The 24,314-nt window shown below is 71.9% G+C and carries 20 protein-coding genes; 14 read left to right on the forward strand and 6 right to left on the reverse strand.

Going from position 1 to position 24,314, the window contains the following annotated elements; genetic code table 11:
• Positions 1 to 112: 112 nt before the first annotated feature.
• The 5 genes from AB0B72_RS33195 to AB0B72_RS33215 are packed head-to-tail and all read left to right on the forward strand — an operon-like array spanning position 113 to position 5,743.
• Positions 113 to 1,948, forward strand: coding sequence for an SCO2524 family protein (locus tag AB0B72_RS33195; RefSeq protein ID WP_367743283.1), 1,836 nt, complete (start codon positions 113 to 115; stop codon positions 1,946 to 1,948).
• Position 1,949: 1 nt separating this feature from the next.
• On the forward strand, positions 1,950 to 2,864 hold the full coding sequence (locus AB0B72_RS33200; protein WP_367743284.1) for an SCO2523 family variant P-loop protein: 915 nt from the start codon (positions 1,950 to 1,952) through the stop codon (positions 2,862 to 2,864).
• Complete coding sequence (locus AB0B72_RS33205; protein ID WP_367743285.1) at positions 2,861 to 3,817, forward strand: SCO2522 family protein; 957 nt, start codon at positions 2,861 to 2,863, stop codon at positions 3,815 to 3,817. The genes AB0B72_RS33200 and AB0B72_RS33205 overlap by 4 nt, the downstream gene beginning before the upstream one ends.
• Before the next feature lie 13 nt (positions 3,818 to 3,830).
• Positions 3,831 to 4,763, forward strand: coding sequence for an SCO2521 family protein (locus tag AB0B72_RS33210; protein ID WP_367743286.1), 933 nt, complete (start codon positions 3,831 to 3,833; stop codon positions 4,761 to 4,763).
• A complete protein-coding gene (locus tag AB0B72_RS33215) occupies positions 4,760 to 5,743 on the forward strand; it encodes a hypothetical protein (RefSeq protein WP_367743287.1) in 984 nt (327 codons plus the stop codon). The genes AB0B72_RS33210 and AB0B72_RS33215 overlap by 4 nt, the downstream gene beginning before the upstream one ends.
• Here AB0B72_RS33215 and AB0B72_RS33220 read toward each other — a convergent pair.
• The gene (locus AB0B72_RS33220) at positions 5,706 to 6,902 is read right to left on the reverse strand and encodes an NAD(P)/FAD-dependent oxidoreductase (RefSeq protein WP_367743288.1); all 1,197 of its coding nucleotides are present in this window, start codon (positions 6,900 to 6,902) and stop codon (positions 5,706 to 5,708) included. The two genes, AB0B72_RS33215 and AB0B72_RS33220, sit on opposite strands and share 38 nt — an antisense overlap.
• A gap of 380 nt (positions 6,903 to 7,282) precedes the next feature.
• Here AB0B72_RS33220 and AB0B72_RS33225 point away from each other — a divergent pair, with 380 nt between their 5' ends.
• The 4 genes from AB0B72_RS33225 (at position 7,283) to AB0B72_RS33240 (ending at position 12,277) form a co-directional block, all read left to right on the forward strand.
• A complete protein-coding gene (locus AB0B72_RS33225; RefSeq protein WP_367743289.1) occupies positions 7,283 to 8,356 on the forward strand; it encodes a LacI family DNA-binding transcriptional regulator in 1,074 nt (357 codons plus the stop codon).
• A gap of 186 nt (positions 8,357 to 8,542) precedes the next feature.
• Positions 8,543 to 10,282, forward strand: coding sequence for an alpha/beta fold hydrolase (locus AB0B72_RS33230; RefSeq protein WP_367743290.1), 1,740 nt, complete (start codon positions 8,543 to 8,545; stop codon positions 10,280 to 10,282).
• A 367-nt stretch (positions 10,283 to 10,649) separates the two neighbouring features.
• A complete protein-coding gene (locus AB0B72_RS33235) occupies positions 10,650 to 11,243 on the forward strand; it encodes a copper resistance protein CopC (RefSeq protein ID WP_367743291.1) in 594 nt (197 codons plus the stop codon).
• Entirely contained in the window at positions 11,240 to 12,277 is a 1,038-nt protein-coding gene (locus tag AB0B72_RS33240; RefSeq protein WP_367743292.1) for a copper resistance D family protein, read from the forward strand. The genes AB0B72_RS33235 and AB0B72_RS33240 overlap by 4 nt, the downstream gene beginning before the upstream one ends.
• A gap of 70 nt (positions 12,278 to 12,347) precedes the next feature.
• On the opposite strand, the gene AB0B72_RS33245 is transcribed toward AB0B72_RS33240, so the two are convergent.
• Positions 12,348 to 13,667, reverse strand: a complete 1,320-nt coding sequence (locus tag AB0B72_RS33245; protein WP_367743293.1) for a hypothetical protein — start codon at positions 13,665 to 13,667, stop codon at positions 12,348 to 12,350.
• A 199-nt stretch (positions 13,668 to 13,866) separates the two neighbouring features.
• Between AB0B72_RS33245 and AB0B72_RS33250 the strand changes: the two genes are divergently transcribed.
• Both AB0B72_RS33250 and AB0B72_RS33255 read left to right on the forward strand, forming a co-directional pair.
• Entirely contained in the window at positions 13,867 to 16,632 is a 2,766-nt protein-coding gene (locus tag AB0B72_RS33250) for an alpha/beta fold hydrolase (RefSeq protein WP_367743295.1), read from the forward strand.
• Complete coding sequence (locus tag AB0B72_RS33255; protein WP_367743296.1) at positions 16,629 to 17,579, forward strand: ABC transporter permease; 951 nt, start codon at positions 16,629 to 16,631, stop codon at positions 17,577 to 17,579. Before AB0B72_RS33250 ends, AB0B72_RS33255 begins: the two co-directional genes overlap by 4 nt.
• 37 nt (positions 17,580 to 17,616) lie before the next feature.
• Here AB0B72_RS33255 and AB0B72_RS33260 read toward each other — a convergent pair whose 3' ends face one another.
• Positions 17,617 to 17,784: a hypothetical protein gene (locus tag AB0B72_RS33260; RefSeq protein ID WP_367743297.1), complete on the reverse strand. Its 168-nt coding sequence runs from the start codon at positions 17,782 to 17,784 to the stop codon at positions 17,617 to 17,619.
• Positions 17,785 to 17,937: 153 nt separating this feature from the next.
• Here AB0B72_RS33260 and AB0B72_RS33265 point away from each other — a divergent pair, with 153 nt between their 5' ends.
• On the forward strand, positions 17,938 to 20,052 hold the full coding sequence (locus tag AB0B72_RS33265) for an ATPase (RefSeq protein ID WP_367743299.1): 2,115 nt from the start codon (positions 17,938 to 17,940) through the stop codon (positions 20,050 to 20,052).
• A gap of 21 nt (positions 20,053 to 20,073) precedes the next feature.
• Here AB0B72_RS33265 and AB0B72_RS33270 read toward each other — a convergent pair whose 3' ends face one another.
• Both AB0B72_RS33270 and AB0B72_RS33275 read right to left on the reverse strand, forming a co-directional pair.
• Positions 20,074 to 21,045 (reverse strand): 4-epi-cubebol synthase, encoded by a 972-nt coding sequence (locus AB0B72_RS33270; RefSeq protein WP_367743301.1) that lies wholly within the window; start codon positions 21,043 to 21,045, stop codon positions 20,074 to 20,076.
• Positions 21,046 to 21,115: 70 nt separating this feature from the next.
• The gene (locus tag AB0B72_RS33275) at positions 21,116 to 21,508 is read right to left on the reverse strand and encodes an ankyrin repeat domain-containing protein (protein WP_367743344.1); all 393 of its coding nucleotides are present in this window, start codon (positions 21,506 to 21,508) and stop codon (positions 21,116 to 21,118) included.
• A gap of 165 nt (positions 21,509 to 21,673) precedes the next feature.
• Between AB0B72_RS33275 and AB0B72_RS33280 the strand changes: the two genes are divergently transcribed.
• Positions 21,674 to 22,579, forward strand: coding sequence for a proteasome assembly chaperone family protein (locus AB0B72_RS33280; protein WP_367743303.1), 906 nt, complete (start codon positions 21,674 to 21,676; stop codon positions 22,577 to 22,579).
• Between the two features lie 3 nt (positions 22,580 to 22,582).
• The gene (locus AB0B72_RS33285) at positions 22,583 to 23,644 is read left to right on the forward strand and encodes a Gfo/Idh/MocA family oxidoreductase (protein WP_367743304.1); all 1,062 of its coding nucleotides are present in this window, start codon (positions 22,583 to 22,585) and stop codon (positions 23,642 to 23,644) included.
• A gap of 76 nt (positions 23,645 to 23,720) precedes the next feature.
• Here the strand turns inward: AB0B72_RS33285 and AB0B72_RS33290 are convergent, their stop codons facing one another.
• Entirely contained in the window at positions 23,721 to 24,134 is a 414-nt protein-coding gene (locus tag AB0B72_RS33290) for a DUF5980 family protein (RefSeq protein WP_367743305.1), read from the reverse strand.
• Between the last annotated feature and the right edge of the window lie 180 nt (positions 24,135 to 24,314).

Genomic DNA, 24,314 nt, shown 5'->3' on the forward strand with positions numbered 1-24,314 from the left:
TGGTTCCGTCTCCACCTAACTCGTAAAAGGCAACCCCCAGGTGGGCAGCGGGGACCCACGACCGCCGCCCAGCCGACTGCGCAAAAGACTCGTGGTGCAGAGAGGGCCCCGCATGAAACTCCAGCCCCGCCAGCAGCTTCTCGAGGTCTGGGAGGCCGCCGCGCGCACGTCGTACCGCGGCGGCGTCTGGAACTGGGGCGGGCGCGACGGGTCGAACTCGATCTCCGACGCCGAGCAGCTCCTGTGCTTCATGTACCCCGCGTCGGAGCTTCCCGGCTTCCGGCTCGACACTCCCGACGAGACCGCCGACGACGTGCTGGCCGCACTGGCCGGGCTCGGCGACGCCGTCGAGATCCCCAAGCTCCTGCTCAAGGTCATCGGTGAGTACCTGCGCACCTACACCTCACCCGACGGGCGGCCGGTCTTCTCCGGCGGCAGCTACTTCCAGCCCGCGGACGAGGGCGCGCAGGTCACCCCGGAGCAGGCCCAGCTCGACGTGGTCGACTCCTTCTCGATGTCGGTCAGCCTCGCGCTCAGCACGCTGGGCTTCCTCAAGGTCTTCCGGCTGAGCGTGCGGCGGGAGAGCATCCGCAAGGAGATCCGGGAGCTGGAGGATCTCGCCAGCAGCCGGCTGTCGGCCGCGATGGTGGGGCTGCTGCGCAGCTTCACGGTCCGGGCCTTCGACCCCGGGTCGCCGTCGGGCAGGGCGCTGCTGCGTACGGTGAACCAGACCGGCGCCCCGGACCGGCGTGTCCTGGACGACCTGCGGCGCGAACTGCGTCCGGTACGGGCGGGCGTTCGCGACCTGACCATCGGCTCCGGCAGCCAGGTCGACCTCGACAACGAGAACCTGCTGTTCGAGTGCGGATGGACGTGGGGCATCGTGAAGGACGCCCCGGACATCGTCACGCCGCTGGACATCGGCCCCCAGCCCAAGGGTGTCGCCGCCGACACGCCGTTCCTGTACTTCACGGCCGGCGCGCTCGTCGGCATCGCCGACCTGTTCTCCGAGCGCACCCGCGTCCTCGGCCTGCTGAACGACGCCCAGCTCACGCTGGCCCAGGCCATCCAGAGACGGTGGGACCTCACCCAGCTCTACTGGCGGACCATCGCCACGTACGGCCGCGACCGGTGGCCGCTGCAGGACATCCCGTGGATGACCAGCGACGAGAAGGAGTCCGACTACTACAGCCTCGGCGTCACCGCGATGGTGGTGCAGAGCCTGGTCAACAGCCGGGCGACCGACCTCGACCTGGGCAAGATCGCCGGCGTGCTGGAGGAGCTGGCGATCCGGGCGAGGATCACCCGCAGGGCGGTCCCGGGGGATCCTCCCGTGCTCATGCACTCCCCGGGCGTCCCGGTGAACCTGCACGGCAGCGACGAGCTGGGGCCGAACCTGGTCTGGGTGGTGTCGGACTTCGCCGTCACGCTGCTCAAACGGACGGTGTGGGCCGCCTCGATCGCGCAGAACATCGCGACGAGGGAGCGGCTGCTCACCCTGGCCGACCAGATCTGGCGGCACGTCGCCCAGCGCCGCTTCACCACCGGAGGTTCGGCGGGCCTGTGGGACCAGCCGGGCAACGTGTTCCGCGACATCGAGATCCGTCACGAGAAGCCCACCTGGTACTTCAGCGAGCGGGTCGTCGAGTTCCTGGTGTCCTCGGCCCGTGCCAGCGGGGAGACGCCTCTGCGCAGCCCCCAGCTCGTCGAGCAGGCCTACGAGATGCTCAGCGAGGCCGAGCATCTGCTGGACCAGGAGCTGGTCACCCGGCCGCTGGTGGCCGGGCAGACGATCCAGCCCAAGCTGCGCAGCATCCAGGCGGCCCTCCTGCGCGCCCGCTCGATAGTCAGCGAACGGCCCGCCACCGCCCAGGCGCTGATCCACGACGCCCTGCTCGACCTCGACCGGCTGTCCGCCGCCCGCGACAGCGCGTCGGAGGCGATCTAGCTTGCTGATCTTCGCGATCTCCGACAAGGGCGGGACCGGCCGGTCGGTCACCAGTACCAACATCGTCTACCGGCACGCCCTGCAGGGCAACGACGTGTGCTACCTCGACTTCGACTTCGGCTCCCCGACCGCCGGGGCGATCTTCAGTGTCAGCTCGGTGGCCCGCGGCACGAAGGAGGCCGGGCTGCACGAGTACCTGCGCGGCGAGTGCACCGAGCCGCGGCGGGTCGACATCTGGAGCGAGTCCGACCGCGCGGGGCTGCGCGCCAAGCCGCCGGGCGCCGGGCGGCTGGTGCTGTTCCCCGGCAGCGAGGGAGGCGGCGAGCTGTCGGCGGTCGACGAGGACATGGTCCGCCGCTGCGTCCAGCTGTTCAACCGGCTGGAGGAGGAGTTCGACCTGTGCATGGTGGACGTGAGCGCCGGCCGCTCGTTCACCGCCGAGATGGTCCTGCAGGCGACGGCGCGGCTGCCCAGGATCCCGTTCCGCTGGCTGGTGTTCCACCGCTGGACCCGGCAGCACATCATCGCGGCGGACGGGCTCGTCACCGGCACCGACGGGCTCCTCGACGTGGGGGGCCGCCTGGGGCACGATCCGGAGGACCTTCGCGACCGCATCAGGTTCGTGCGCACGGCCGTTCTGGAGCCCGACGCGGCCGAGCTGGTCGGCCTGCGCGACGAGCAGCGGGCCTGGCTGAGCGCCTGCGACAGCGAGCTGCGCGAGCTGGCGGGCCGGCACGGCGTCGGCCGCACGTCGATGCTCGGCAAGATCCCGCTCGATCCGATCCTCCAGTGGCGCGAGCAGCTCATCTCCGACGAGGACGTGCTGGCCAGCAAGATCGCCAACTCCGAGACCGCCGCGGCGTTCGACGACCTCGCCAAGAAGATCGTCGACGACAGCGCGTGGGAGGGTCTGTGACGTCGGTGAACGCGGCGTTCGGCGAGGTGGCGGCGGAGCGCCGGATCGCGTCCGCTCCTCTGTCCCACGTGTCGATCGAGCTGGGGCACCTCTACATGGAGGACTTCGAGGCGGGCCCCGACCGGCTGAGGGAGCAGTTCCGCCGGGTGGCGCCCTGGGCGGCGGCCGTACGGTCGGGCTGGCAGGAACGGGTGCCCGGAGGGCGGGCGCGGGTCAGCACCTGCTTTCTGGTGGACGACTACTTCAGCCGTTTCAGCACGCCGGCCGAGCTCGTCCCGATGGTGCTGGAGGCGGCGGCCGAGCACGACCTGACCATCGACTACCTGGCGCGGGAGTCGGCCTGCGCGGAATGGGGCGGCGTGGAGCCCGCCCGCCTCGTCGAGGAGCGGCTCGTCGACGACCCGCCGCCCGACACCAACGGGTCACGCCCGCCGGTGAAGGAGACCGGCTGGCTGTGCAACGGCACGCGCTCGCCCCACCCGGGAGCCGTGCAGGCGATGGGCAGGGCGCAGCGGTGGGCACCCCCCGTGCAGAACGCCAAACGCGGCCACTCGATCTTCGTGGACGTGGAGCTGTGGGACGAGAGCGGGGGGAGGCGCACATGGTCGTGCCCTTTCCTGGCCGCCGTCTGGCAGCTCCTGCGGCTCGGGCTGCTGCGCAGCGAGGGCCAGGTGCCCCTGCCGCCGGCGCCCCGGCCGGCCGGCTGGCCCACCGGCTGGGACGCCCTGCCGGCCGTCGTCCAGCTGCGTGACCAGGCCCCGCCGTTCAGCGCGTACACCACGCTCTCCGTCCTGTCTCCGCGTTTCCTCCCTGTCGAACTGGCCGTACGGACGATCCTCAGCCAGGTGGCCGTGGACGCCGACGTCCTGCGGCAGGTGGGCACGCGGAGCGAGGGCGAGGGCATCCGGCTCGAAGAAGAGCTCGTCGATCGCATCTCCTACGTGTTCGGCTAGGAGACCAGAGCTGATGCTCGTGATGGGGGAAGTGCACACCGGGCTGCTGCAGAACTCCGGGGAGATCTCCGAATCCACCTGCCGGCAGGTGCTCGACCTGCTGTCGGGCGAGTCGGTGCGCGTCTCCCGCCGCCCGATCGTCTACGCGATCTCCCCTGACCGCCTCACCGGGGTGGACTGCCGTCTGCCCTCCGCCTCCCAGTCGAGGGTCAGGGGGGTCGGCACGGTCCTGTCCCGGTGCGCGGTCACCGGCGGCCGGATCGCCCAGGGCTCGTCGTACGCCCGCGTGGAGCGGGCGACGGCCGACCGCCGCCTGCCCTGGTCGCACTATCTGGCCCGTCCGGGGATCGTGGAGGTGCTGGGCAAGGCCAAGACGCGGGACCTCGCCGACGGGTTCGCGGGCGACCCGCCCTCCGGGTGCCTGGACCTGGGCGCCATCAGCGGCCGCTTCCTCGACCTGGTGCAGTCGTCACCCGTCCTCGACCGGCGGGCACCGTTCAAGATGCCCCGCTCCCGGCTGCGCTGGGTGGCCGAGAGCGGCGACCCGTCGATCCGCTTCACGTTGCACAGCGACCAGTCGCGTACGGTCCACCTCGTCCACCGGGGGGAGTTCACTCCGGACGTGGTCGACCTCTGTGAGGACCTGGCGCTGCACGACTGGCTGCTCACGGCGCTCCTGGCGCTCGTCGAGCGGGCGGGCATCGGCACCACGCCTGGGCCGCAGGCCGCGGCGAAGCTGTCTCCCGCCGTCGACCACCTGCTGCACCTGTGGATGCCGGCGGCCCACGTCGACGGCTCGATGGCGGCGTACTGGGAGAGCCTGGACCGCCGTCCCGGGTTCACCCGCCAGTGGCGCTCGCTCGTCGACCGCGTACGCGACCAGCTCGCACTCAACACCCTGAGCCTTCTGAGCATGAACGCCGAAGCCGGACGGAGGTGGCAGTGAACCCAAGACCGAGTGAGCTCTCCCCCACGCTCGTCCCGAGGATCGTCCGCAAGGTCCTCATCACGGGACTGGTGGGGGGTGTCAGCTACCTGGCGACGAACGCCCTGATCCACGGGCCGAACGAGGACCTGTGGAGCCTGCTGCTCGCCACGTTCATCAGCGGCGTGGTGTTCGTCGTGCAGTTCCTCGTCGACGTGGACACCCAACTGGAGGCCGTGGGCCAGGAGCAGCGCCGGCAGCACCGCAGCACCCATCTCCTCGTGGCCGACGGCTTCTCGAAGATCGACGAAGCGAACAAGCTCTTCGGGCTGATCGAGGCGTCCGCGCTGCAGGCCGACGTGGTCACCCAGTTCGTGCGCAACGCGGCGAAGGTCGGCGACGAGGTGCCCGACCTGGTGAAGAGCCTCGTCGATCACGAGGTCACCCGGATGTCGAAGTTCCTCAAGGAGCTCGGCGACGGTGGCCGGGCGATCTACGAAGGCGAGGACCGGGACTGGCTGCTGGCGCTCGCGTCCATCGCCCAGACCAGCCTCGACGCGATCAGCCTGAGCAGCGTCGACGCGCGCGACACCGAGTTCGAGGGCGGCTTCTGGATGACCGACCTCGGGCAGCGGTACGTCCAGCTCCAAAGAGAGCTCGTCCAGCAACGAGGAGGGCGGGCCCGGCGTATCTTCGTCGTGGACCGTTCCGAGCGGCTGAACGCCGACGTCTTCCGCCGCATCTGCAAATGGCAGGCGGAGGCCGGTATCGAGGTGCGGGTGCTCGCGATCGCCGACGCTCCGCCGATCCTGGGCGGGTCGCTGTCCGACTTCATCATCTTCGACGGGGTGACCTACTACGAGTCGAATCCCGCGCCTCCCTGGGGCGGCGGGATCGCCCCGGTGATCCACAGCACGGTCATGGTGTGGGAGCCGAAGAAGGTCCGGGAGCGGGCCGAGCGGTTCAGTGAGCTGTGGGACTCGGCGTCGCCTGCGTCATAGCCACGAACTTCCGCTCGGGGCTGCAGACGCGCAGCAGCTCACGGGCCTGGTCGTCGGCCGAGCGGTCGACCAGAGCGGAGACCAGCCGGGCCGTGACGGGCGCGAGCGTGACGCCGAGGCCGCTGTGCCCGGTGGCGGCGATCACCCGCCGGTCCGCGTCCACGTGGCCGATGATGGGCATGTGGTCGGTGCTCCCCGGTCGGAGCCCGGCCCAGCGCCGGCCGATGGGCCAGGTCGCGGCCTCCGGCATGAGTGCGGTGACGCCCCGCCGGATCTCCTCGATCGCCTCCCCGGTCACGGTCGCGTCCGCGATGCCCTCCTCGTAGGTGACGCCGACGGCCACCCTGCCGTCGTGTCTCGGCACGAGGTACGGGAAGTACTCCTTGCCGTCCTCGGCGAACTCGGCGAAGACGTGGTGGCGCAGCGGATAGGTCGTGGCCCCGGGAGGACGGGCGTCGAACGCCACGCCCCTGATGGGGAACAGGTGCTTGCGATGGTCGGGCAGGAACGCGCCGCTCTGGTGGCCGGCGGCGACGATCACGGTGTCGGCCGACACCCGGCTGCCGTCCTGCAGGTAGATCCGGGCGCCGCGCGGCCCCGACGTCACGGCGGTCGCCCGCACACCGGTCGTCACCCGGATCGAGCCCGACCTGCTCAGCGTCGCGGCCAGGGCGGCCATCAGCTCCCTCGGGTCGAGGGCGAGCTCGTCGGGGAGCAGGAAGCCGCCGACGACTGTCTCGCTCAGCAGCGGCTCAAGCTCCCGCGCGTCGCCGGCGGTGAGGCGCTCCACCGCGAACGGCGAGTTCTTCCACTTGGGCAGCACCTGGGTTTCCAGGCGCTCCATCTCGGGCTCGTCGAGCGCCACCTGTATGTCGCCCCCTTCGAGCACGGGGACCTCGATCCCGGAGGCGGCGGTGAGCTCCGACAGCCAGGCCGGGTACATGTCGCGGCTTTGTTTTATCACCGTGCTGAGCGAGCCCAGGCAGGACGGCTCGGTCTGGGTGAGGATGCCGCCCATGGCGGCGTCGGACGCGCCGAGCCCGACCCGTGATTCCGCGTCGACCAGCACGACGCTGCGCCCTTCGGACCCGATCCTGTGGGCGATCGCGCACCCGATCACTCCACCACCGATGATCGCGACGTCGCAGGTATCAGGCACGCGGGCTCCCAATGCTTCGCCGTCCCCTCGTTTCAACAGTAGGCGAGGGCAGGCAGTACAAGAAGGTCACACACGCGTGGCCTCGGTCGGCACTTTATCGCGCGGCAATCTTGAACGCCGCCAAATGCGCTCAGTCTTGTCTGCGCGTCGGCTGCTGAAATTCAACCCGTTCCGCGGGCCGTGGGAGACCCGTGCGGCGCTGGGCGTAATGAGCCCGGCCGGCGTCACCGGCACCGCGCGCCCCCGCCTAAAGATTTCGGACCTTGTCTGAACATTTCACCTTCCCAGGTCAAGAGTTGCCGAGGCCGCGCACCACTCCCGTGGAACAGCGCGGGCAGGCGGACCATGGGTGGCCGAAACTTTCGGCTACGCTCTGAGTCATGCCAACGAAAAGGCGCGTGACGATCGCCCAGATAGCGGAGGAGGCGGGGGTCTCCGTCCCCACGGTGTCCAAGGTGATCAACGGTCGTCCGGAGGTCGCGTCGGCGACCAGGCAGCGGGTGGAACGGCTTCTTCACAAGCACGGCTACCAGCGCAGGACGGGCCAGGGCGACGGCCCGGTCGGGCTGCTCGACCTCGTCTTCGCCGAGATCGAGAGCCCCTGGGCCATGGAGCTGGTGCGGGGTGCGGAGGCCGCCGCCCGCGACGCGGGGGCCAGCATCGTGATGTCCGTGCTGCACACGCACGCGGGCCCGGGCCGTGACTGGCTGGAGCGGATAGCCGCGCGCCGCACGGACGGCGTCATCATCGTCAGCTCCAAGGTCTCCGCGCGGCAGCAGGGTCAGCTCAGCGCCAGGTCGATCCCGTTCGTCGTGATCGACCCGGAGGGCGAGCCGGCGCCGGGGGTGGCGTCGGTGGGGGCGACCAACTGGCACGGCGGGCTGGCCGCGACCCGCCACCTCATCGATCTGGGCCACACGAGGATCGGCATGATCGGCGGGCCTCCCGACATGCTGTGCAGCAGGGCCCGCATCGACGGGTACCGCGCGGCCCTGGAGACGGCCGGGCTGGAGATCGACCACGGGCTCATCCGGCACGGCGACTTCCTGGTGAACTCCGGCCACGACCACGGGCACGACCTGCTCTCCCTGCCCGATCCCCCCACCGCGATCTTCGCGGGCTGCGACATGCAGGCGTTCGGCGTGTTCGAGGCAGCGCGCCAGCGTGGCCTGCGGGTTCCGGAGGACTTGAGCGTCGTCGGCTTCGACGACCTGCCGCTCTCCCAGTCGGCGTGGCCGCCGCTGACGACCGTCTGCCAGCCACTCCAGGAGATGGCCGCGCTGGCCGCCCGGATGGTGCTGGCCATGGGGCGCGGCGAGGGCGCCGAGACCCGCCGGGTGGAGTTGTCCACCGACCTCGTGGTGAGAGAGAGCACGGCACCGCCCCGTAAGCCGGCCGGCACCGCCCCGGAACCGGCCCGGAGGGGAGGAGGCGGGACGGAGATCGAGGATTAGCGCTAAGGTTTCTCCGGAATCGCCGGGTTTGCGGAGACGGGGCTACGGTTGCGGAGTTGGCGTGGTGCGGCCGTCACGGCCTTGGTCGCGGCCTTCCTGACGGCCCTGCTGGGATCTCCCGGACCGGCGTCGGCGGGGACGGGAGCCGCTGGGCCCCCCATCGAGGGCCGGCCCTGTCCTGTCCCGGTGCCTGAAGGCACCACCTGCGGGTTCCTGCTCGTCCCCGAGCGGCGCGACGTCCCCAACAGCAGGACGATCAAGGTCGCCTACGCCGTGCACCGCTCGACCGCGCATGATCGCAGGCCGGATCCGGTGGTCTACTCGAGCGGAGGCCCGGGCTCCAGGTCCCTCCAGCTCACCGGCATGTTGTCCGCCATGTTTCCCGAGCGCGACGTCGTGGTGATCGACCAGCGCGGCGGCCGTGACTCCGAGCCGCGGCTGGAGTGCCCGGAGGTCGTGCAGGGGATCGTGGCGACGCTGCAGACCCCCGGCCCGTCGGACCGGGAGACCGCGCCCGTCATCCGCGGCGCCCTGGAGTGCCAGGCACGCCTGGAACGCGAGCACGTGGACCTTCGCGGTTACCGGACGGCCGAGATCGCGGCCGACGTGGTCGACCTGCGCAAGGCCCTCGGCTACGCGTCGTGGGACCTGTTCGGGGTGAGCTACTCGACCCGTTCGATGCTGCAGGCGGCCGCGCGGGACCCGCAGGGCAGCCGCACCGTCGTGCTGGACTCGTTCCTCCCGGCCGGGAGGAAGTGGTACGACGAGGCCGTCCCCTCCCTCGCGAGCTCCGTGGCGAAGCTCGGCATCACCAAACGGTTCGGCGAGATGGTCGCGCGGCTCGACGCCCACCCGGCCACGTTCGTGACCCGCGACCCGCTGACCCGCAAGCGGATCACCCTGCAGCTCAACGGCGGCGATGTGGCGACGATCCTGGAGGAGGCGCTGCACGAGACCGACGTCATCCCCCTCGTCCCCGCCCTCGTGGACGCCCTGGCGGACGGGAACACGGCACTGTTGCAACCCTTCGTCGACGAGGCCGGCGGGGGGCTGACCTCTCACGACTGGGGCCTGTACTACGCCGTCCAGTGCCAGGACGAGGCGCCGTTCAACTCCTTCCCCGGCGGCAAGGGGCTCCGGCTGTTCACCGGTGTGGCCGACGAGGCCGTCTGCGGCGCCTGGAAGCTTCCCGCCGCGCGTGGCGGTGAAAGCGACTCCTTCCCGCCCGGCGCGACCACCCCGGCGTCCGCGGCCTTCTCCTCGGCCTCCGGCTCCGGGCGTACGGCCGCGGGCGCTCTGCCGGTCCTGGTCATGGGCGGTCAGTACGACCCGACCACTCCTCCGGAGGCGGCCCGCGACGCGGCCAGGTCCCTGCCGGACGCACGCTTCACGGAGTTCGCCGGCATCGGGCATGCCGTTTTCCTGTCCAGCGAGTGCGGCCGCCGGACGATCGCCGTCTGGCTCGACGATCCCACGTCGGCAGCGCCTCCCTGCGACCCCGCCAAGCCGCCGTACCCGATCGTCCGCCCGGGCGACCGGATCCTCACCTCGTCCGTCTACAAGGTGCTGAGCTCTCCGGTGCTCGGCGCGCCCGGCGCCGCCTTCGTGGTCGTGTCGCTGGTCCAGCTCCTCGGCGGGCTCATCGCGCTGCTCCGGCGGCGCCGCGGACTGCTGACCGCTGCGGCGGGGCTGGCCGGGCTGCTGCTCGCCGGGCTCACGGCCCTCACGCTCTCTGGCGTCTCCAACCAGACCGAGCTCGCCATCGGCCTGCCCCGGCCGCTCGCCTGGTACGGCCTGCTGGCCCTGGTCTCGACGGCTCTGTCCACGACGGAGGCGTTCCGGCTGCGCTCCCGGGCCGTCCACATCATCCCCGCCATCGCCGGCCTCGCCTTCATCGCCTGGCTGTACGGCTGGCTCCTCGCCTGACGCGCTTCATCGCGCCCGGAGCGGATTCCGCAGGGCCAGGGCGGGAAACCTGCCGAAGTCCCGGTCCAGTCACGATGGAGAAGAACTCATGCGGGCAGGGCCATGGGATCGCCCAGGGGGACCGGCCCTCCCCCAGCTCACGCAGCCGGACCTGAGCCTCTTCGTGAAACTCGCTGTCTCGCCGGTGAGTGCACAGTTGCAGCGCTCGTCGGCGGCTCGCCCGGGAGCCACGACCGTTGTCATAGGTGGGACCATGGCAGGGTCGGTGGCCGGTCACAGGAAGGCAAGACAAGTGTTCAAGGTCGCGCGCCCCCTAAGCTGCGGCGGCACCCCGGCCACGCACATGATCACGGGGTGGGTCACGCGGGTGTTCGCATGGAGGGCCCCGCGGTTCGCGGGGGCCGCGCTGCTCGCCTGCCTGGCGCTGCTGCTCGTCACGAGCCCCGCCCGGGCGCACAACGTGCTTCTGGGCAGCGATCCGAAGGAGGGCGCGGTCCTCGGTGGCACGCCGGCGAGGGTGACGCTCACCTTCGACCAGGCCGTACGCCGGGACTTCGCGCGGATCGCGGTCACCGGTCCCGGCGGCGCCCACTACGAGCAGGGCGAGGTGGGCGTCGCGGGCACGAGCGTGTTCATCGCCGTCCGGCCGTCAGGCCCGCCCGGCGCCTACGCCGTCGGCTACCGCATCGTCTCCAACGACGGGCATCCCGTCACCGGCACGATCACCTTCACCGTGGGCCCGTCGCCGGCCACCCCGGCGGCGAGCTCCGCCGTACCGGGCGGGACCGGAGCGAGCCCGGGCGCCGCACTGGCGGTCCCCGGACCGGCGGGCGGCCAGGGCGGGGGCGGCCAGGGCGGGGGCGGCTGGGTCTGGGGCCTGCTGGTCGCGACCGCCGCACTGCTCGCGCTGTGCGCCCGCGTGCTCGTCCGGCACGACCGCCGTGCCGGGGGCGCCGCGTGACCGCGACGGCTGAGCGGCGGGAGGCGCCGGACCTCCGCGCCGAGAGGGGCCGTTCACGTGTGCCTGTGGCGGGCGTCGTCGCGGGCGGCGTGCTCGCCGTGGTCATCGCGACGTGGCTGACCCTGCCGGGCCCCGTCCCCGGCATCCCCATGCCGGGAAGGCTGGTCGAGTACGGCCTGCCGGTCACCCGGCTGGTGCTCGACCTGGCCGCCACGGCGGCCGTCGGCCTGAGCCTGCTCCCCAAACTGCTCGGATTCGACGACCCCGGCGGCACAGAACCGGTCGCCGCCCGCGCCCGCCACTGGGCGGTGGTCGCGGCGCTGGTCTGGTGCGCGAGCGCGCTGATCGCGACCGTCCTGAGCGCCGCCGAGGTGACGCCGGGAACGGCGCCCGACGTCGCGACGTACGTCGACCGCGTCGGCTCCGGGCAGGGGCTCGTCGTGAGCGCGTCGTGCGCGCTGACGAGCGCGGCCGTCGGCATGCTCGCCGTGCGGTTCGGCGAGAAGGTGCCCGCCGAGCTTCGCGTGCTGGTCGCCGGGTTCGGCCTGCTGCCGCTGCCAGTGACCGGCCACGCCTCGAACTGGTACTGGCACGACATCAGCATGGTGTCGATGGAGCTGCATGTTCTGGGGGCGGCGGCGTGGACGGGCGGCCTGCTCGCGTTCGCCGGGCTGCTGGCCCGCGACCGGGAGCTGCTCGCGCGCACGCTGCCGCGGTTCTCCCGGCTCGCGACGTACGCCCTGCTCGTCGTCGGCCTGTCCGGGCTGTTCAACGGCGTCGTCGAGCTGCTCCTGGCCCCCGGCGAGAGCTTCCCCCAGTCGCTGCTGACCACCGGCTACGGCCGGCTGGTGGTCGTCAAGGCCGTGTTCGTCGCCGTGATCGCGCTGCTCGGGGCGAACATCCGCTGGCGGCTGATGCCCGCCGTGGCCCGGCGGGCCCCCGCCGCGTTCGCCGCCTGGGCGGCGTTCGAGCTGACCGTGATGGGCCTCGCGTACGGCGTCGCCGTCGTGCTGACCCGGACGCCGGTCGCCTGACCCGGCCGCCAGGCCGGCCCGCTGCGGGTTCCGGCCGGCCTGATCCGGTTTCCGGGCGACCGCCCGGCTCTCAGGCGGTCGGCTTCTGGGCCACGACCGCCGGCAGTTCGACGACCGGCTCCTGCGGCTCGGCGGCAGGCGCGGAGACGGCGAGCGCGGGGCCCGCCACGATCGGGGCCGCCGGCATGGCGGCGATGCCGGGGGCCGGGGTGCCCGCCGCTCCCGTCTTGTCCGCCAGGCCGTGCCTGCGCGCGAGCCACTCGGCGGCGAGCCACACCGCCGCCAGCGCGGCCGCGCTCACCGCCCAGGAGCCCGCCGCGTACGGCGGGGCCTCGGCCAGCCGGTCCTGCGCCGCCAGCCCGCCGTACACTCCGGCGGTGGCCAGCGCGGCGCCCAGCACGGCGCGCACGTACGGCATCCGCACGAGGAAGGCGAGGTCGACGCAGAGGCCGGCCAGCACGAAGAAGAACGGGACGGCGGACGGCGGGAACCCGCCCCCGACCAGCACCGGCCAGACGAGGCAGCGGTAGGCCACGTACACCGCCGTGACGGCCGTGGCGGACCAGCGCCGGCCGATGACCTGCCGCGCGACGACGAGGATGGCGACGCCGACCAGCCCGGCCCAGACGGGGTAGACGTAGTCCGGAACCGGCAGCGAGAACTTGAGGATCATGGGGCGGTCCACCGCCCGGCCCATCTGCTCGGCCGCGAACTGGAGCAGGCTCGGCTCCGCGTACGGCTGCCCGCGGTCCCAGGAGGCCAGCTCGAGGACGCCGTACTCCTGGTGCTGCGCGGGGAAGTGGGCGTTTTCGAGGAAGAACGTGAAGAGCGCGACGAGGCCCAGCGTCCGCCGCCGGGGCGAGATCTCGGTATACCGGCCGGAGCCGGTGAACCATCCCCGGATCACGCCGGCGATCATCAGCGCGGTGCCGATGAACAGCAGCGCGTGCGACGGGCTCCACGCCGTGATGTCCAGGCCGTTGACCCGATGGTTGATGAGGTCGAGCGGGATGGCGATCAGGAAGATGCCGGTGCCCCACACGATCAGCCGGGAGGCGGTCCTGTCCACGCCGTAGCCGGTGTACCAGTGCACGATCGTCAGCGCGACGGCGATCACCGTGCCCACCGTGTTGAGCATGTGCGGCGGGGCGAGGTCGTCGCGCAGCCACTTGAAGTGCCACGACACGTCCCAGCTCGACCCGAGCACCTTGAGCACGAACGCCGCGAGCCAGCCCAGGTAGAGGACCTGGAACAGGTCGGCCGGCGTCCGCCTGCCCGCCTCGCCGCGGGTCCAGTACGGGAGGGCCCAGGCCAGAATGAGGGACCAGTACCGGAGGGCCCATGCGAGAGCGCGGGCGAGCGGGCGGCGGAGCGTGCTTCCTGTCGTCACGCGCGAAATGATGCCGTCGGCAAACCCGGGGCGCAATCGGGGTTTACCCCGATCCATCATCACGATTGCGCACGCCGCCGCCCTGCGGCCCCCCGGACGGCCCCCGGACAGCCCCCCGGACAGCCCTCGGACGCGGCGCCGGGACGGCCCGGACGGGGCTCCTCAGCTACCTCTCAGCCGTGGAAAGTAACATCGCGATATGACGTTTCCAGGCGGGCGGCGGGCCCTCGCAGCAGCGGTCGCGCTGATCATCCTGGTGGCCGGCGGCCTGGCGTGGGCCCTGTGGCCCTCCGCTGAGACGGTCAAGGGCGCAGATCTGACGATCCCCGTGGTAGACGGACCGGCGAACGACCAGCGGGTGACCCTCGACGCGAGCTTCTTCCCGCCCGCCGGCGGAGGCAGGGCGCCCGCCGTGCTGCTGGCCCACGGGTTCGGCGGCAGCAAGGAGAGCGTGCGCGAGGAGGCGTCACGGCTCGCCGGGGAGGGCTACGCGGTGCTGACGTGGTCGGCTCGCGGATTCGGCCGCTCCGGCGGCCAGATCGCGCTGAACTCCCCCGACTACGAGGTCAAGGACGTCCGCCAGCTCGTCGACTGGCTGGCCAGGCGGCCCGAGGTGCGACTCGACGCCGCCGGCGACCCGCGCGTCGGGATCGCCGGCGGCTCGTACGGCGGGGCCATCGCTCTCATGGCCGCGGCCTACGACAGCCGGATCGACGCGATCGTCCCGCAGATCACGTGGAACGACCTGGCCGACGCGCTCTTCCCGGACGCCACCGGCAAGGGACCGCTGAACGGCGTGTTCAAGAAGATGTGGGCCGGGATCTTCTTCAGCTCGGGAGCCGGCCTGCTCGCGCCGGACGGCGGCACGGGAGCGGCCGGGCTGTCCGGCCTCGCCGGGGCCGCCCAGGGCACCGGCGGCACGGCCCAGGGCTCCGAGGGCACGCCTTCCGCACCGGCCGATGCGACCGGCGCGGGCACGACCGGCGCGGGCACGACCGGCGCGGGCACGACCGGCGCGGGCACGACCGGCGCGGGCACGACCGGCGCGGACGCGACCGGTGACCCGGGTGACGCGGCGGCGTTCGTCCAGTGCGGCCGCTTCCTTCCGGCCATCTGCCAGATGTACCAGGACGTGGCCGAGACCGGCCGGGCCACCCCGGCGGCGGTCGACCTGCTGCGCAGGTCCAGCCCGGTCTCGGTGCCGGGGAAGATCGGCATCCCGACGCTGCTGATCCAGGGGCAGCACGACTCGCTGTTCCCCCTCTCCCACGCCGACGCGAACGCCCGTGCCATCGCCGCCACCGGCGCTCCGGTCGAGGTGGCCTGGTTCAACGGCGGCCACGACGGCGGCGACAGCGAGCCCGACTGGGTGTTCGACCGTACGGCGGGCTGGTTCGACCACTGGCTGAAGCGGGCACCGGCGGGGCACCCCGCCACCGGCGCGGGCACGGCGAGCGGCACGGCCGGCCGCGAGGCGTTCGAGGTGACCAGGGACGGCGGGCGGGACCCGGGCACGCGGCAGCCCGTCCTGCTGCACGCGACCGCCGGCCGCTACCCCGGCCTGTCCGGAGCCACCCGGACCACGATCGCCCTGTCCGGCCCCGTGCAGCCGGTCGCCAACCCGGCGGGCGGCTCCCCCGCCTCCATCTCGTCCGTCCCCGGCGTCGGCGGGCTGCTCGGCGGCGCAGGCGCGGGCGGGGTGTCGGTGGCCATCGACATGCCGGGCCAGGCCGCCGCCTTCCAGTCCGCGCCGCTCACGAAGCCCACCCAGGTCACCGGCAGCCCCACTATCGGCATCAAGGTGTACGGCGAGGGCGAGGCGACGCTGTTCGCCAAGCTGTACGACTCCTCCGGCGGGAGCCTTCCTGTGCTGCCGTCGAGCCTGGTCGCGCCGCTGCGGGTCAAGGCCACCGAGGCCGGGACGCCGGTCACCGTGACCCTGCCGGCCATCGACAGGCGGTTCGACACCGGCCACCGGCTCCGGGTGGTCCTGTCCACGACCGACCTGGCGTACGCGACTCCGGCGGCCCCGGCCGTCTTCAGGATCGGGCTCGGCTCTCCCGGGCTGACGCTCCCTGCCGACCCGGAGTTGACGGCGCCCGCGGCAGGCCCGGCCTGGTGGACCTGGGCGATGCCGCTCGCCGCCGTGCTGATCGCCGTCGCGCTGCTGCTGACCGGCCGCGTCCGGCGCGCCGCTCCCGAGAGCGGGGGCCGTACGGACGACGCCGAAGTGCCGCTGGTGATCAGCGGCCTCGGCAAGCGCTACAGGAACGGCGAGCGGGCGGTCGACGCCCTGTCCTTCCGGGTGGAGAAGGGCCAGGTCCTCGGCCTGCTCGGGCCGAACGGCGCCGGCAAGACCACCACGATGCGGATGCTCATGGGCCTGATCCACCCCGACGAGGGCGAGATCCGGATCTTCGGGACGCGGGTGGTGCCGGGCGCGCCCGTCCTGTCGCGGCTCGGGTCGTTCGTCGAAGGGCCGGGGTTCCTGCCGCACCTGTCCGGGCGGGCCAACCTGGAGCTGTACTGGCGGGCCACAGGGCGTCCCGCCGCCGACGCCCACCTCGACGAGGCGCTGGAGATCGCCGGGCTGGGCGCGGCCCTCGACCGCGCGGTCCGCACCTACTCGCAGGGCATGCGCCAGCGGCTGGCCATCGCCCAGGCCATGCTCGGCCTGCCCGACCTGCTGGTCCTCGACGAGCCGACCAACGGGCTCGACCCGCCGCAGATCGCCGAGATGCGCAGAGTCCTGCGGGCGTACGCCGAGCGGGGCCGCACGGTGATCGTCTCCAGCCACCTGCTCGGCGAGGTCGAGCAGACCTGCAGCCACGTGGTGGTCATGCACCGCGGCCGGCTGGTGTCCGCCGGGCCGGTCGGCGACCTCCTCGGCGCCGGCACCGCGGCGGGCGGCTCCGGCTCCCGGCTGGAGGACGTGTTCCTCGATCTGATCGGAGAGACCCGATGAGCCCCGCGCCGAAGCCCGCGATGAACGGCGGCCTGGGGGCCGCCACCGCGCCGGGCCTGTCCGCGCCCTCCACGCCCTCCACGCCCCCCGCGCCCCCCACGGCCTCCGGTCACGCGCCCGGGTACTCCCCCGGCCGTACGCTGCCGCTACGCGTGGAGTTCGTCCGGCAGTTCAGGCGGCGCCGGACCATCGGGATGTTCGGCCTGCTGCTGGCGCTGCCGTGGATCCTGGTCGTGGCGTTCCAGTTCGGGCCGGGCCAGAGCGGGCGGGGCGGGCTGCGCCTGTCGGACCTCGCCACCCAGGGCGGCCTCAACTTCGCGGCCTTCGCGCTGTCGGTCTCCGCGAGCTTCCTGCTGGTCGTCGCCGTTGCCCTGTTCTGCGGCGACACGGTCGCGAGCGAGGCGAGCTGGTCGTCCCTGCGCTACCTGCTGGCCGCGCCGGTGCCCCGCGACCGGCTGCTGCGCCAGAAGCTGATCGTGGCGCTGGCCTACTCCGCCGCGGCGGTAACGGTGGTGCCGCTGATGGCGCTGCTGGCCGGCACCCTGGCCTTCGGCTGGAACGACATCCAGGTGCCGGGGACCGGGGAGATCATCCCGGCCGCCGACGTGCTGCCGAAGTTCGCCGTCGTCATCGCGTACGCCATGGTGAGCCAGCTCGTGGTGGCGTCGCTGGCGTTCCTGCTGTCGGTCGGCACCGACTCGCCGCTGGGAGCCGTGGGCGGCGCCGTTGGCCTGGTCATCGTGAGCAGCATCCTGCAGGCGGTGGACGCGCTGGGCTCGCTGCGCGAGTTCCTCCCCACGTACTGGAACACCGCCTGGCAGGACGCGCTCGCCCCGCAGCCCCAGTACGGCGGCATGGTCAACGGCACGGCGATCTCCGTGACGTACTCGGCCGTCCTGATCGCCTTCGCCTTCCGCCGCTTCCGGCGCAAGGACGTCGTGTCGTAGCTCCGCGTAGCTCCGTGTCGCAGCCCGCGAGATGACGTCAGCCCCAGTGGGGCGGGCGTTCCTCCAGGTAGTGCGAGACGTCGGAGTCGGAACGCCACTCGCCCCAGCCCAGGTCGGTGTCGTCGCTGGTCTGGTCGGGCAGCACCGGCAGCCCCTCTTCGAAGAGGTCCACCGGACGCATGTCATCCGGATGGTGCTCACTCACGCCGCCAATCGTAACGCCCCCCGCCCCGTGCCCCCCGCGCCCGGCGGCCGGGGAGGGGATGCGCCCAGGCCGTACGCCCGGACACGTGCCGTGTTGCGAAGGTACGATGCCGGAGGAGACAGCACGCCGGACGAATCCCCCCCGTGAGGCGGCATGGCTACGCCAGCAGGATGGCGGCAGGATGGCAACCTGCCCGTAGAGCTGACCAGTTTCGTCGGCCGCACGCGGCTGCTCGCCTCCTTGAGGCAGCGGCTGCAGCAGTCCCGCCTGGTGACGGTCACCGGAATCGGCGGCGTCGGGAAGTCGCGCACGGCGCTGCGCATCGCGCACCAGGTGCGCCGGCAGTTCGCCGACGGCGTCTGGTACGCGGACCTGGCCCGCCTGCAGGATCCGGCGATGGTGCACCACACGATCACCGCCGCGCTCGGCATCGCCGACCAGTCGCCGAGAGGCGGTTCCGACACCCTGGCGGAATGGCTGGCCGACCGGGAGATCCTGCTGGTACTCGACACCTGCGAGCATCTCGTCGAGTCGTGCGCCGAGCTGACGCAGGAGCTGCTCAACGTCGCTCCCAACCTCCGGATCCTCGCGACCAGCCGCCGCTCACTCAACGCGCCCGGCGAGTACACGCTGTCCGTCCCGCCGCTGTCCGTCCCCGGCGACGACCCGGCGGACAACCCGTTCACCAACGAGGCGGTGGAGCTGTTCAGCGAGCGCGCCTCAGCCGTGGCCCCCGACTTCGTCGTGGACGAGGAGAACGTGGCCGCCGTGGCGGAGCTGTGCCGCCGCCTCGACGGGATCCCGCTCGCGATCGAGCTCGCCGCCGTGCGCCTGAAGACGCTGTCGGTGGAGCAGATCCTCGCGCTGCTCGCCGACCGGTTCAGCCTGCTCTCGGGCGCCAGCCGTACGGCGCTGCCGCGGCACCAGACCTTGCGTGCCGCGATCGGGTGGTCGCACGAGCTGTGCCAGCCCGCGGAGCGGCTGCTCTGGGCCAGGCTGTCGGTCTTCGCCGGCGACTTCGAGCTTGAGGCGGCGCGGTACGTCTGCGCCGGTGAGAGCCTGCCGGCCGAGCGCATCCTCGACGTCGTCACCGGCCTGGTCGACCAGTCCGTGCTGCTGAGCTTCGCCACCCCCGCGGGCCAGCGCTACCGGCTGATCGACACCCTGCGGCAGTACGGCGGGGAGTGGCTCGACAAGCTCGGCGAGACGGACGGCCTGCGCCGCCGCCACCGGGACTACTACCTCCAGCTCGCCGAGCGGAGCGAGCATTCGTGGTCGGGCCCCCGCCAGGTGCACTGGTTCACCCGCATGCGCCAGGAGCACGACAACATCCGGGTGGCCCTGGACTACTGCATGACGAACCGGGGCGAGGAGCGCGTCGGGCTGGAGCTGCTGGCGAGCCTGTGGTTCCTCTGGGTGGCCTGCGGCTTCTCCCGTGAAGGCGCGCTGTACCTGGAGCGCGCGCTCAAGGCGTGCCCCGCCCCGAGCAAGGAGCGCTGCAAGGCCCTGTGGGTGCTCGCCTACGTCCGCAGCGCCCAGGGCGACATGGCGGGCGCGCTGTCGGCGGCGGAGCAGTGCAGCACCGACGCGGTGCGGGTGGGCGACTCGGTCGCCGTCCTGCTGGCCACCAAGATGCAGGGCACGGCGGCCATGCTGCAGGGCGACGCGAAGAAGGCGACCGCGCTGCTCGGGGTCGCCATCGAGTTCCACCGGGGCGGCCGCGAGCTCAACCCCGGGCTGCTCCCGGCGATCGTCGAGCTGTCCATGGTGCTGCTCGCCCAGGGCGACTTCATGGAGGCGGAGACGCTGCTCATCGACTGCCTGAAGGTCTGCCAGGAGCGCGGCGAGCTGTGGCTGCGCTCCTACGCGTGGTACGTCACCTCCCTGGTGCAGCGCGCCACCGGCCGCCGCGACGAGGCGCTGGTGAGCTGCAAGGAGGCCCTGCGGATCAAGCGCCACTTCCACGACGTCCTCGGCGTCGTCCTGTGCGTCGACACGCTGGCCGGCCTCAGCCTCGACCTGGGCTGGCCCGAGCGCACCGCGATGCTGCTCGGAGCCGCCCAGGCCAACTGGCGGACGTTCGGGCTCCCGCAGTTCGGATCGCCGTTCTTCACCGCGGAGCACGAGCAGTGCGTCAAGGAGTGCAGGAAGCTGATCGGCGACACCTCCTACGAGGAGGCGTACGCCAGGGGTACCCGGCTGGGTCTGTCCGACCTCATCGAGTACGCCCTGGACGACTTCGACGACTTCCACGCCATGCCGGAGTGACGGCCGGAGTGACCGGAGGGCTCAGCTCCAGGCCGCGACGTACCGGGAGCTGGTGAGCGAGTAGTCGACGCTGCCGCTGATCCAGTACTCCAGGCCCCGCACGTACGCGGACACTGCGGGCGAGCCGAGCGCGTCGGTCACCGGGCGGAGCGCCACCATCGAGGCGATCGCCTCGTCGCGCATCACCCCGATCCGGTCCATCGCCTCCTGGATCGTGCAGCCGGTGTGCCCGACCAGCACGCTGACCAGGTTGTTGCGGATGTTCACCTCGCTCCGCTCCTTGGCGTACGAGATGAGGTCGTTGTCCCACACGACCACGTCGTTGGCGTGCTCGGTCAGCGCGTGGACGGCGGGATGGCGCCATTCCTCGGAGGTGAGGCGGACCTCGGCGGCCACGTCGATCAGCGCGAAGACCGTGAGCATCGCACCGGTCCTGCGGCGCATGAAGATGTAGTCGTCGATGGTGGGGACGACGTCGTCCTCCCGGTTCGCCGCCTCCCACACCTGGGCGAACAGGTAGTCCTTGGTCATGGTCCGCCAGCGGTCGAGCTGGTCGGGGGTGCCGTGGGCCGTGATCCGCGCCTTGATGTCGAGCAGCGCGCGGGCGAAGACGTTCTCGACCGGCTCGTCCCCGTCGAGGTCCTCGACGACCGTGTAGAGCTGCGGGAGGGTCCGGGCGATCTCGGCGGCCCGGCGGTCCGACTCGCAGTAGGCGTCGTCGAAGGCGAACAGCCAGACGCACCAGTCGGTGACGAGCTGGCAGAGCTCCCGGGACGCGTAGGGATAGGTGCGGGCGCCCAGCCATCCATATCGGGCGAGCCGGAAACGCTCCAGCTGATCATCGTCGGCGATCATCCCTGAAGCGCACAGCCAGGCCAGCGTGTCGTTGTCCACCTCGTCCACGTGCGGGTTCACCGCGCTCGGGAAGGGACAGGTGAGCGACGGAATGCGGAGGGGGCGCCCGCTGACGGGGTCCGCTTTCACTGTAGCCATCCGCTTACTATGACTACCCATGCAACAGATCGCCATACCCGCTGCAATTATGGATATTTCGGTCCTTTACTCACTCCTCTAACAGGCCGATTATCTCCGGGTCGGCGAACATGCGGGCCGTCTCCAGCGCGGACGGCGTGCCGGCGAGGGGGTCGGCGCCCGCCTCCAGCAGCGCCTTCACCACCTGGGGTTCCTTCTTGAACACCGCGCCCGCGAGCGGGGTCTGCCCCCGGTCGTTGGCCCTGTCCGGATCGGCCCCGCGCTCGGCCAGAGCCCGCACCGTGCCCGCGTGCCCGTGGTAGGCCGCGAGCATGAGCAATGTGTCACCTTTCTGGTTCCTGAGATCCGCGGGCACCCCCGCGTCGACGTACGCGCACAGGGCTTCGGTGTGCCCCGCCCGCGCGAGGTCGAACAGCCTGGTGGCGAAGTCTTCCAGCTCCGGATCCGGCTCCATGCGCACCATTGTCCCCCGGCTGCCGCCACCGTCTCCGTCCACAGCCCCCGTCCTGGACCGACGAGCCCCGCGCGGCCGTCGGGTAGGGTCACCGCAACCGCGTGGAATCCCCAGGGCACCCCATCGGTTCAGTAGGTATCAGTTGGTAAGGCTTCTTGAGAAAGGCTGGGACACGTGTCCGACCCCACGGATCTCTATCGGCTCGACGGGGACCTCCCCGAGCTGACCGATCCGGTGCTGCTCTATCACTTCGAGGGTTTCGTGGACGCCGGCGCCGCCGCCCGGCTCGCCCTCGGGCACCTCCTCGCCGAGCTGGAGCACCGGGTCGTTGCGACGTTCGACGTGGACCGGCTGCTCGACTACCGGTCCCGGCGGCCGTTGATGACCTTCGACACCGATCGCTGGACCGACTACGAAACCCCCGAGCTGGCCGTCTACCTGACCCACGACCTGACCGGCACGCCGTTCCTCATCATGACCGGGCCGGAGCCCGACCGTGAGTGGGAGCTGTTCACCGAGGCGGTCGGCATGCTCGTGACGCGGCTCAACGTGAGCAGGCTGGTGACCCTGCACGGCATCCCCATGGGAGTGCCGCACACCCGCCCCCTCGGCCTGACCTCCCACGCCAGCAAGCCGGAGCTGGTGCCCGGGCAGGCCAGCCCCTTCGGCAAGGTCCGGGTCCCGGGGAGCCTGGCGGCGCTGATCGAGTTCCGGCTCGGCGCGAAGGGACACGACGCGGTGGGCCACACGGTCCACGTGCCGCACTACCTCGCCCAGGCGGAGTATCCCCAGGCGGCGGTGGCGGCGCTGGAGGCGACCACCCGCGGCACCGGGCTGGTCTTCCCCATGGACGGCCTGCGGGAGGCCGCCGACAAGACGCTGGCCGAGATCGAGGAGCAGATCGAGGCCTCCGCCGAGCTGTCGGGCGCGATCCGGGGTCTGGAGCAGCAGTACGACGCCTTCCAGTCGGGTGTGGAGCGGGAGAGCCTGCTGGCGGAGAACACCCCCATGCCCACCGGCGAGGAGCTCGCCGCCCAGTTCGAGGCGTTCCTGGCCGAGCGCGACGACCGGGACACCTGACCGGTGCCCCCCGGTCTCCCCGCCCCCCTGCGGGTCGGGCTGGCGGGTTACGGCCCCGCCGGGTCGTTCTTCCACGCGCCGCTGATCGCCGCCACCCCCGGGCTGCGCCTGTCCGCCGTCGTCACCCGTGACGCCGCCAAGGCCGAGCGGGTACGGCGGGAGCATCCCGGCGCGGAGGTCGTCGAGTCGGCAGGCGAGCTGTGGGGCCGCGCCGACCTGGTCGTCGTCGCCACCCCGAACCGCACCCACGTGCCGCTGGCGACGGAGGCGCTCAAGGCCGGGCTGCCCGTCGTCGTGGACAAGCCGCTCGCCGGGACGGCCGGCGAGGCCCGCGAGCTGCTGCGGCTCGCCCATGACCACGGGCTCATGCTGTCGGTCTTCCAGAACAGGCGCTGGGACGGCGACTTCCTGACGCTGCGCCGCCTGCTGCCGCGGCTGGGGCGCGTCCACCGGTTCGAGTCCCGTTTTGAACGCTGGCGCCCGGCGCCCAAGGGCGGCTGGCGCGAGACGGGCGGCCCCGACGACCTCGCCGGGACGCTGTACGACCTCGGCAGCCACCTCGTCGACCAGGCCCTCCAGCTGTTCGGGCCGGTCTCACGCGTCTACGCGGAGGCCGACGTACGGCGGGCCGGCGTGCTGGCCGACGACGACGCGTTCATCTCGCTCACCCATGAGAGCGGCACCCGCTCCCAGCTGTGGATGAGCGCGGTCGCCGGGCGGCTCGGGCCCCGGTTCCGGGTGCTCGGGTCGGACTCGGCGTACGTCAAGTGGGGCCTCGACCCCCAGGAGGAAGGCCTGCGCGCCGGGGAGCGTCCCACCGCGGGCATCCCGTGGGGGGCGGAACCCCCGGAGCGCTGGGGCCAGCTCGGTGCCGAGGGCGAAGAGCCCACCGCCGTGCCCACCGAGCCGGGGGCGTACCAGCGGTTCTACGAGGGCGTGGTGGCCTGCCTCCGGGACGGCGCGCCGGCGCCGGTCACCGTCGAGAGCGTGGTCGAGACCCTCGCCGTCCTGGAGGCGGCGCGGCTGTCGGCGGCGAACGGTCAAGTGGTGAGCCTGCGGGGCTGACGTTCTTGCCTGCCAGCGCGCTGCTCCGTCATGCCGCGGGAATCGAGCCTCGTCGTTCGCGACGGCGCGGCGGCTTTCAGCAACTGTCTCGAATGCTGATCGCGACAGGGACGCTCTGGGTCTCCGCTCCATCCGAGGCCCAGACCTCCGCGCTGTACTCTCCGACTGGAGCAGGCGCTATTGTCACCTGAACAAAACCATTTACATTCGTGCCGTAATTCGAGCCGGGCGGAATAGGCGTGCCGCCGACGCTGCTGGAGCCGGGGGGCAGGTTCCGTACTCCGGTCGTGATGGTCGTCGACCAGCTTCCGACGACGGGAGCCAAAAAGTAAGTGCCAGGATGACCGTATTGTGCCGCGACGCAAATCCGCTGATTGACGTCGCGAAGCGTCCATGTCGCCGCTGAGGCCGGTAAGGCACCGGACAATGCCAATGCCAGCCCGGTTGTCACGCCGATCGCCGACCTGACAGCACGATGGGTCGATCTCACAGCTACCCCCTGGGTGCGTGTGCTACGGACCTACACGGACTCCCCCATTATTAAAGATTTCAACCATTTCGAGAAGATGCTCTTCTCGCCTTTCGGAAACCGCCCGCACCATCGATGCCCGCCTCGGACGGCCGCGCCTGATGGCTTCGTAGGCATAACGAGGAGCCCGTTCTGCGGGGC

This window comes from Microbispora sp. NPDC049125 (assembly GCF_040802045.1).
Taxonomy (GTDB): Bacteria; Actinomycetota; Actinomycetes; order Streptosporangiales; family Streptosporangiaceae; genus Microbispora.

Excerpts from the sequence above, each read along its gene's own strand:
- AB0B72_RS33270 (WP_367743301.1), bottom strand. The coding sequence starts at position 21,045 with ATGGCTACAGTGAAAGCGGACCCCGTCAGCGGGCGCCCCCTCCGCATT.
- AB0B72_RS33255 (WP_367743296.1), top strand. The coding sequence starts at position 16,629 with ATGAGCCCCGCGCCGAAGCCCGCGATGAACGGCGGCCTGGGGGCCGCC.
- AB0B72_RS33195 (WP_367743283.1), top strand. The coding sequence starts at position 113 with ATGAAACTCCAGCCCCGCCAGCAGCTTCTCGAGGTCTGGGAGGCCGCC.
- AB0B72_RS33265 (WP_367743299.1), top strand. The coding sequence starts at position 17,938 with ATGGCTACGCCAGCAGGATGGCGGCAGGATGGCAACCTGCCCGTAGAG.
- AB0B72_RS33225 (WP_367743289.1), top strand. The coding sequence starts at position 7,283 with ATGCCAACGAAAAGGCGCGTGACGATCGCCCAGATAGCGGAGGAGGCG.
- AB0B72_RS33275 (WP_367743344.1), bottom strand. The coding sequence starts at position 21,508 with ATGGTGCGCATGGAGCCGGATCCGGAGCTGGAAGACTTCGCCACCAGG.
- AB0B72_RS33210 (WP_367743286.1), top strand. The coding sequence starts at position 3,831 with ATGCTCGTGATGGGGGAAGTGCACACCGGGCTGCTGCAGAACTCCGGG.
- AB0B72_RS33250 (WP_367743295.1), top strand. The coding sequence starts at position 13,867 with ATGACGTTTCCAGGCGGGCGGCGGGCCCTCGCAGCAGCGGTCGCGCTG.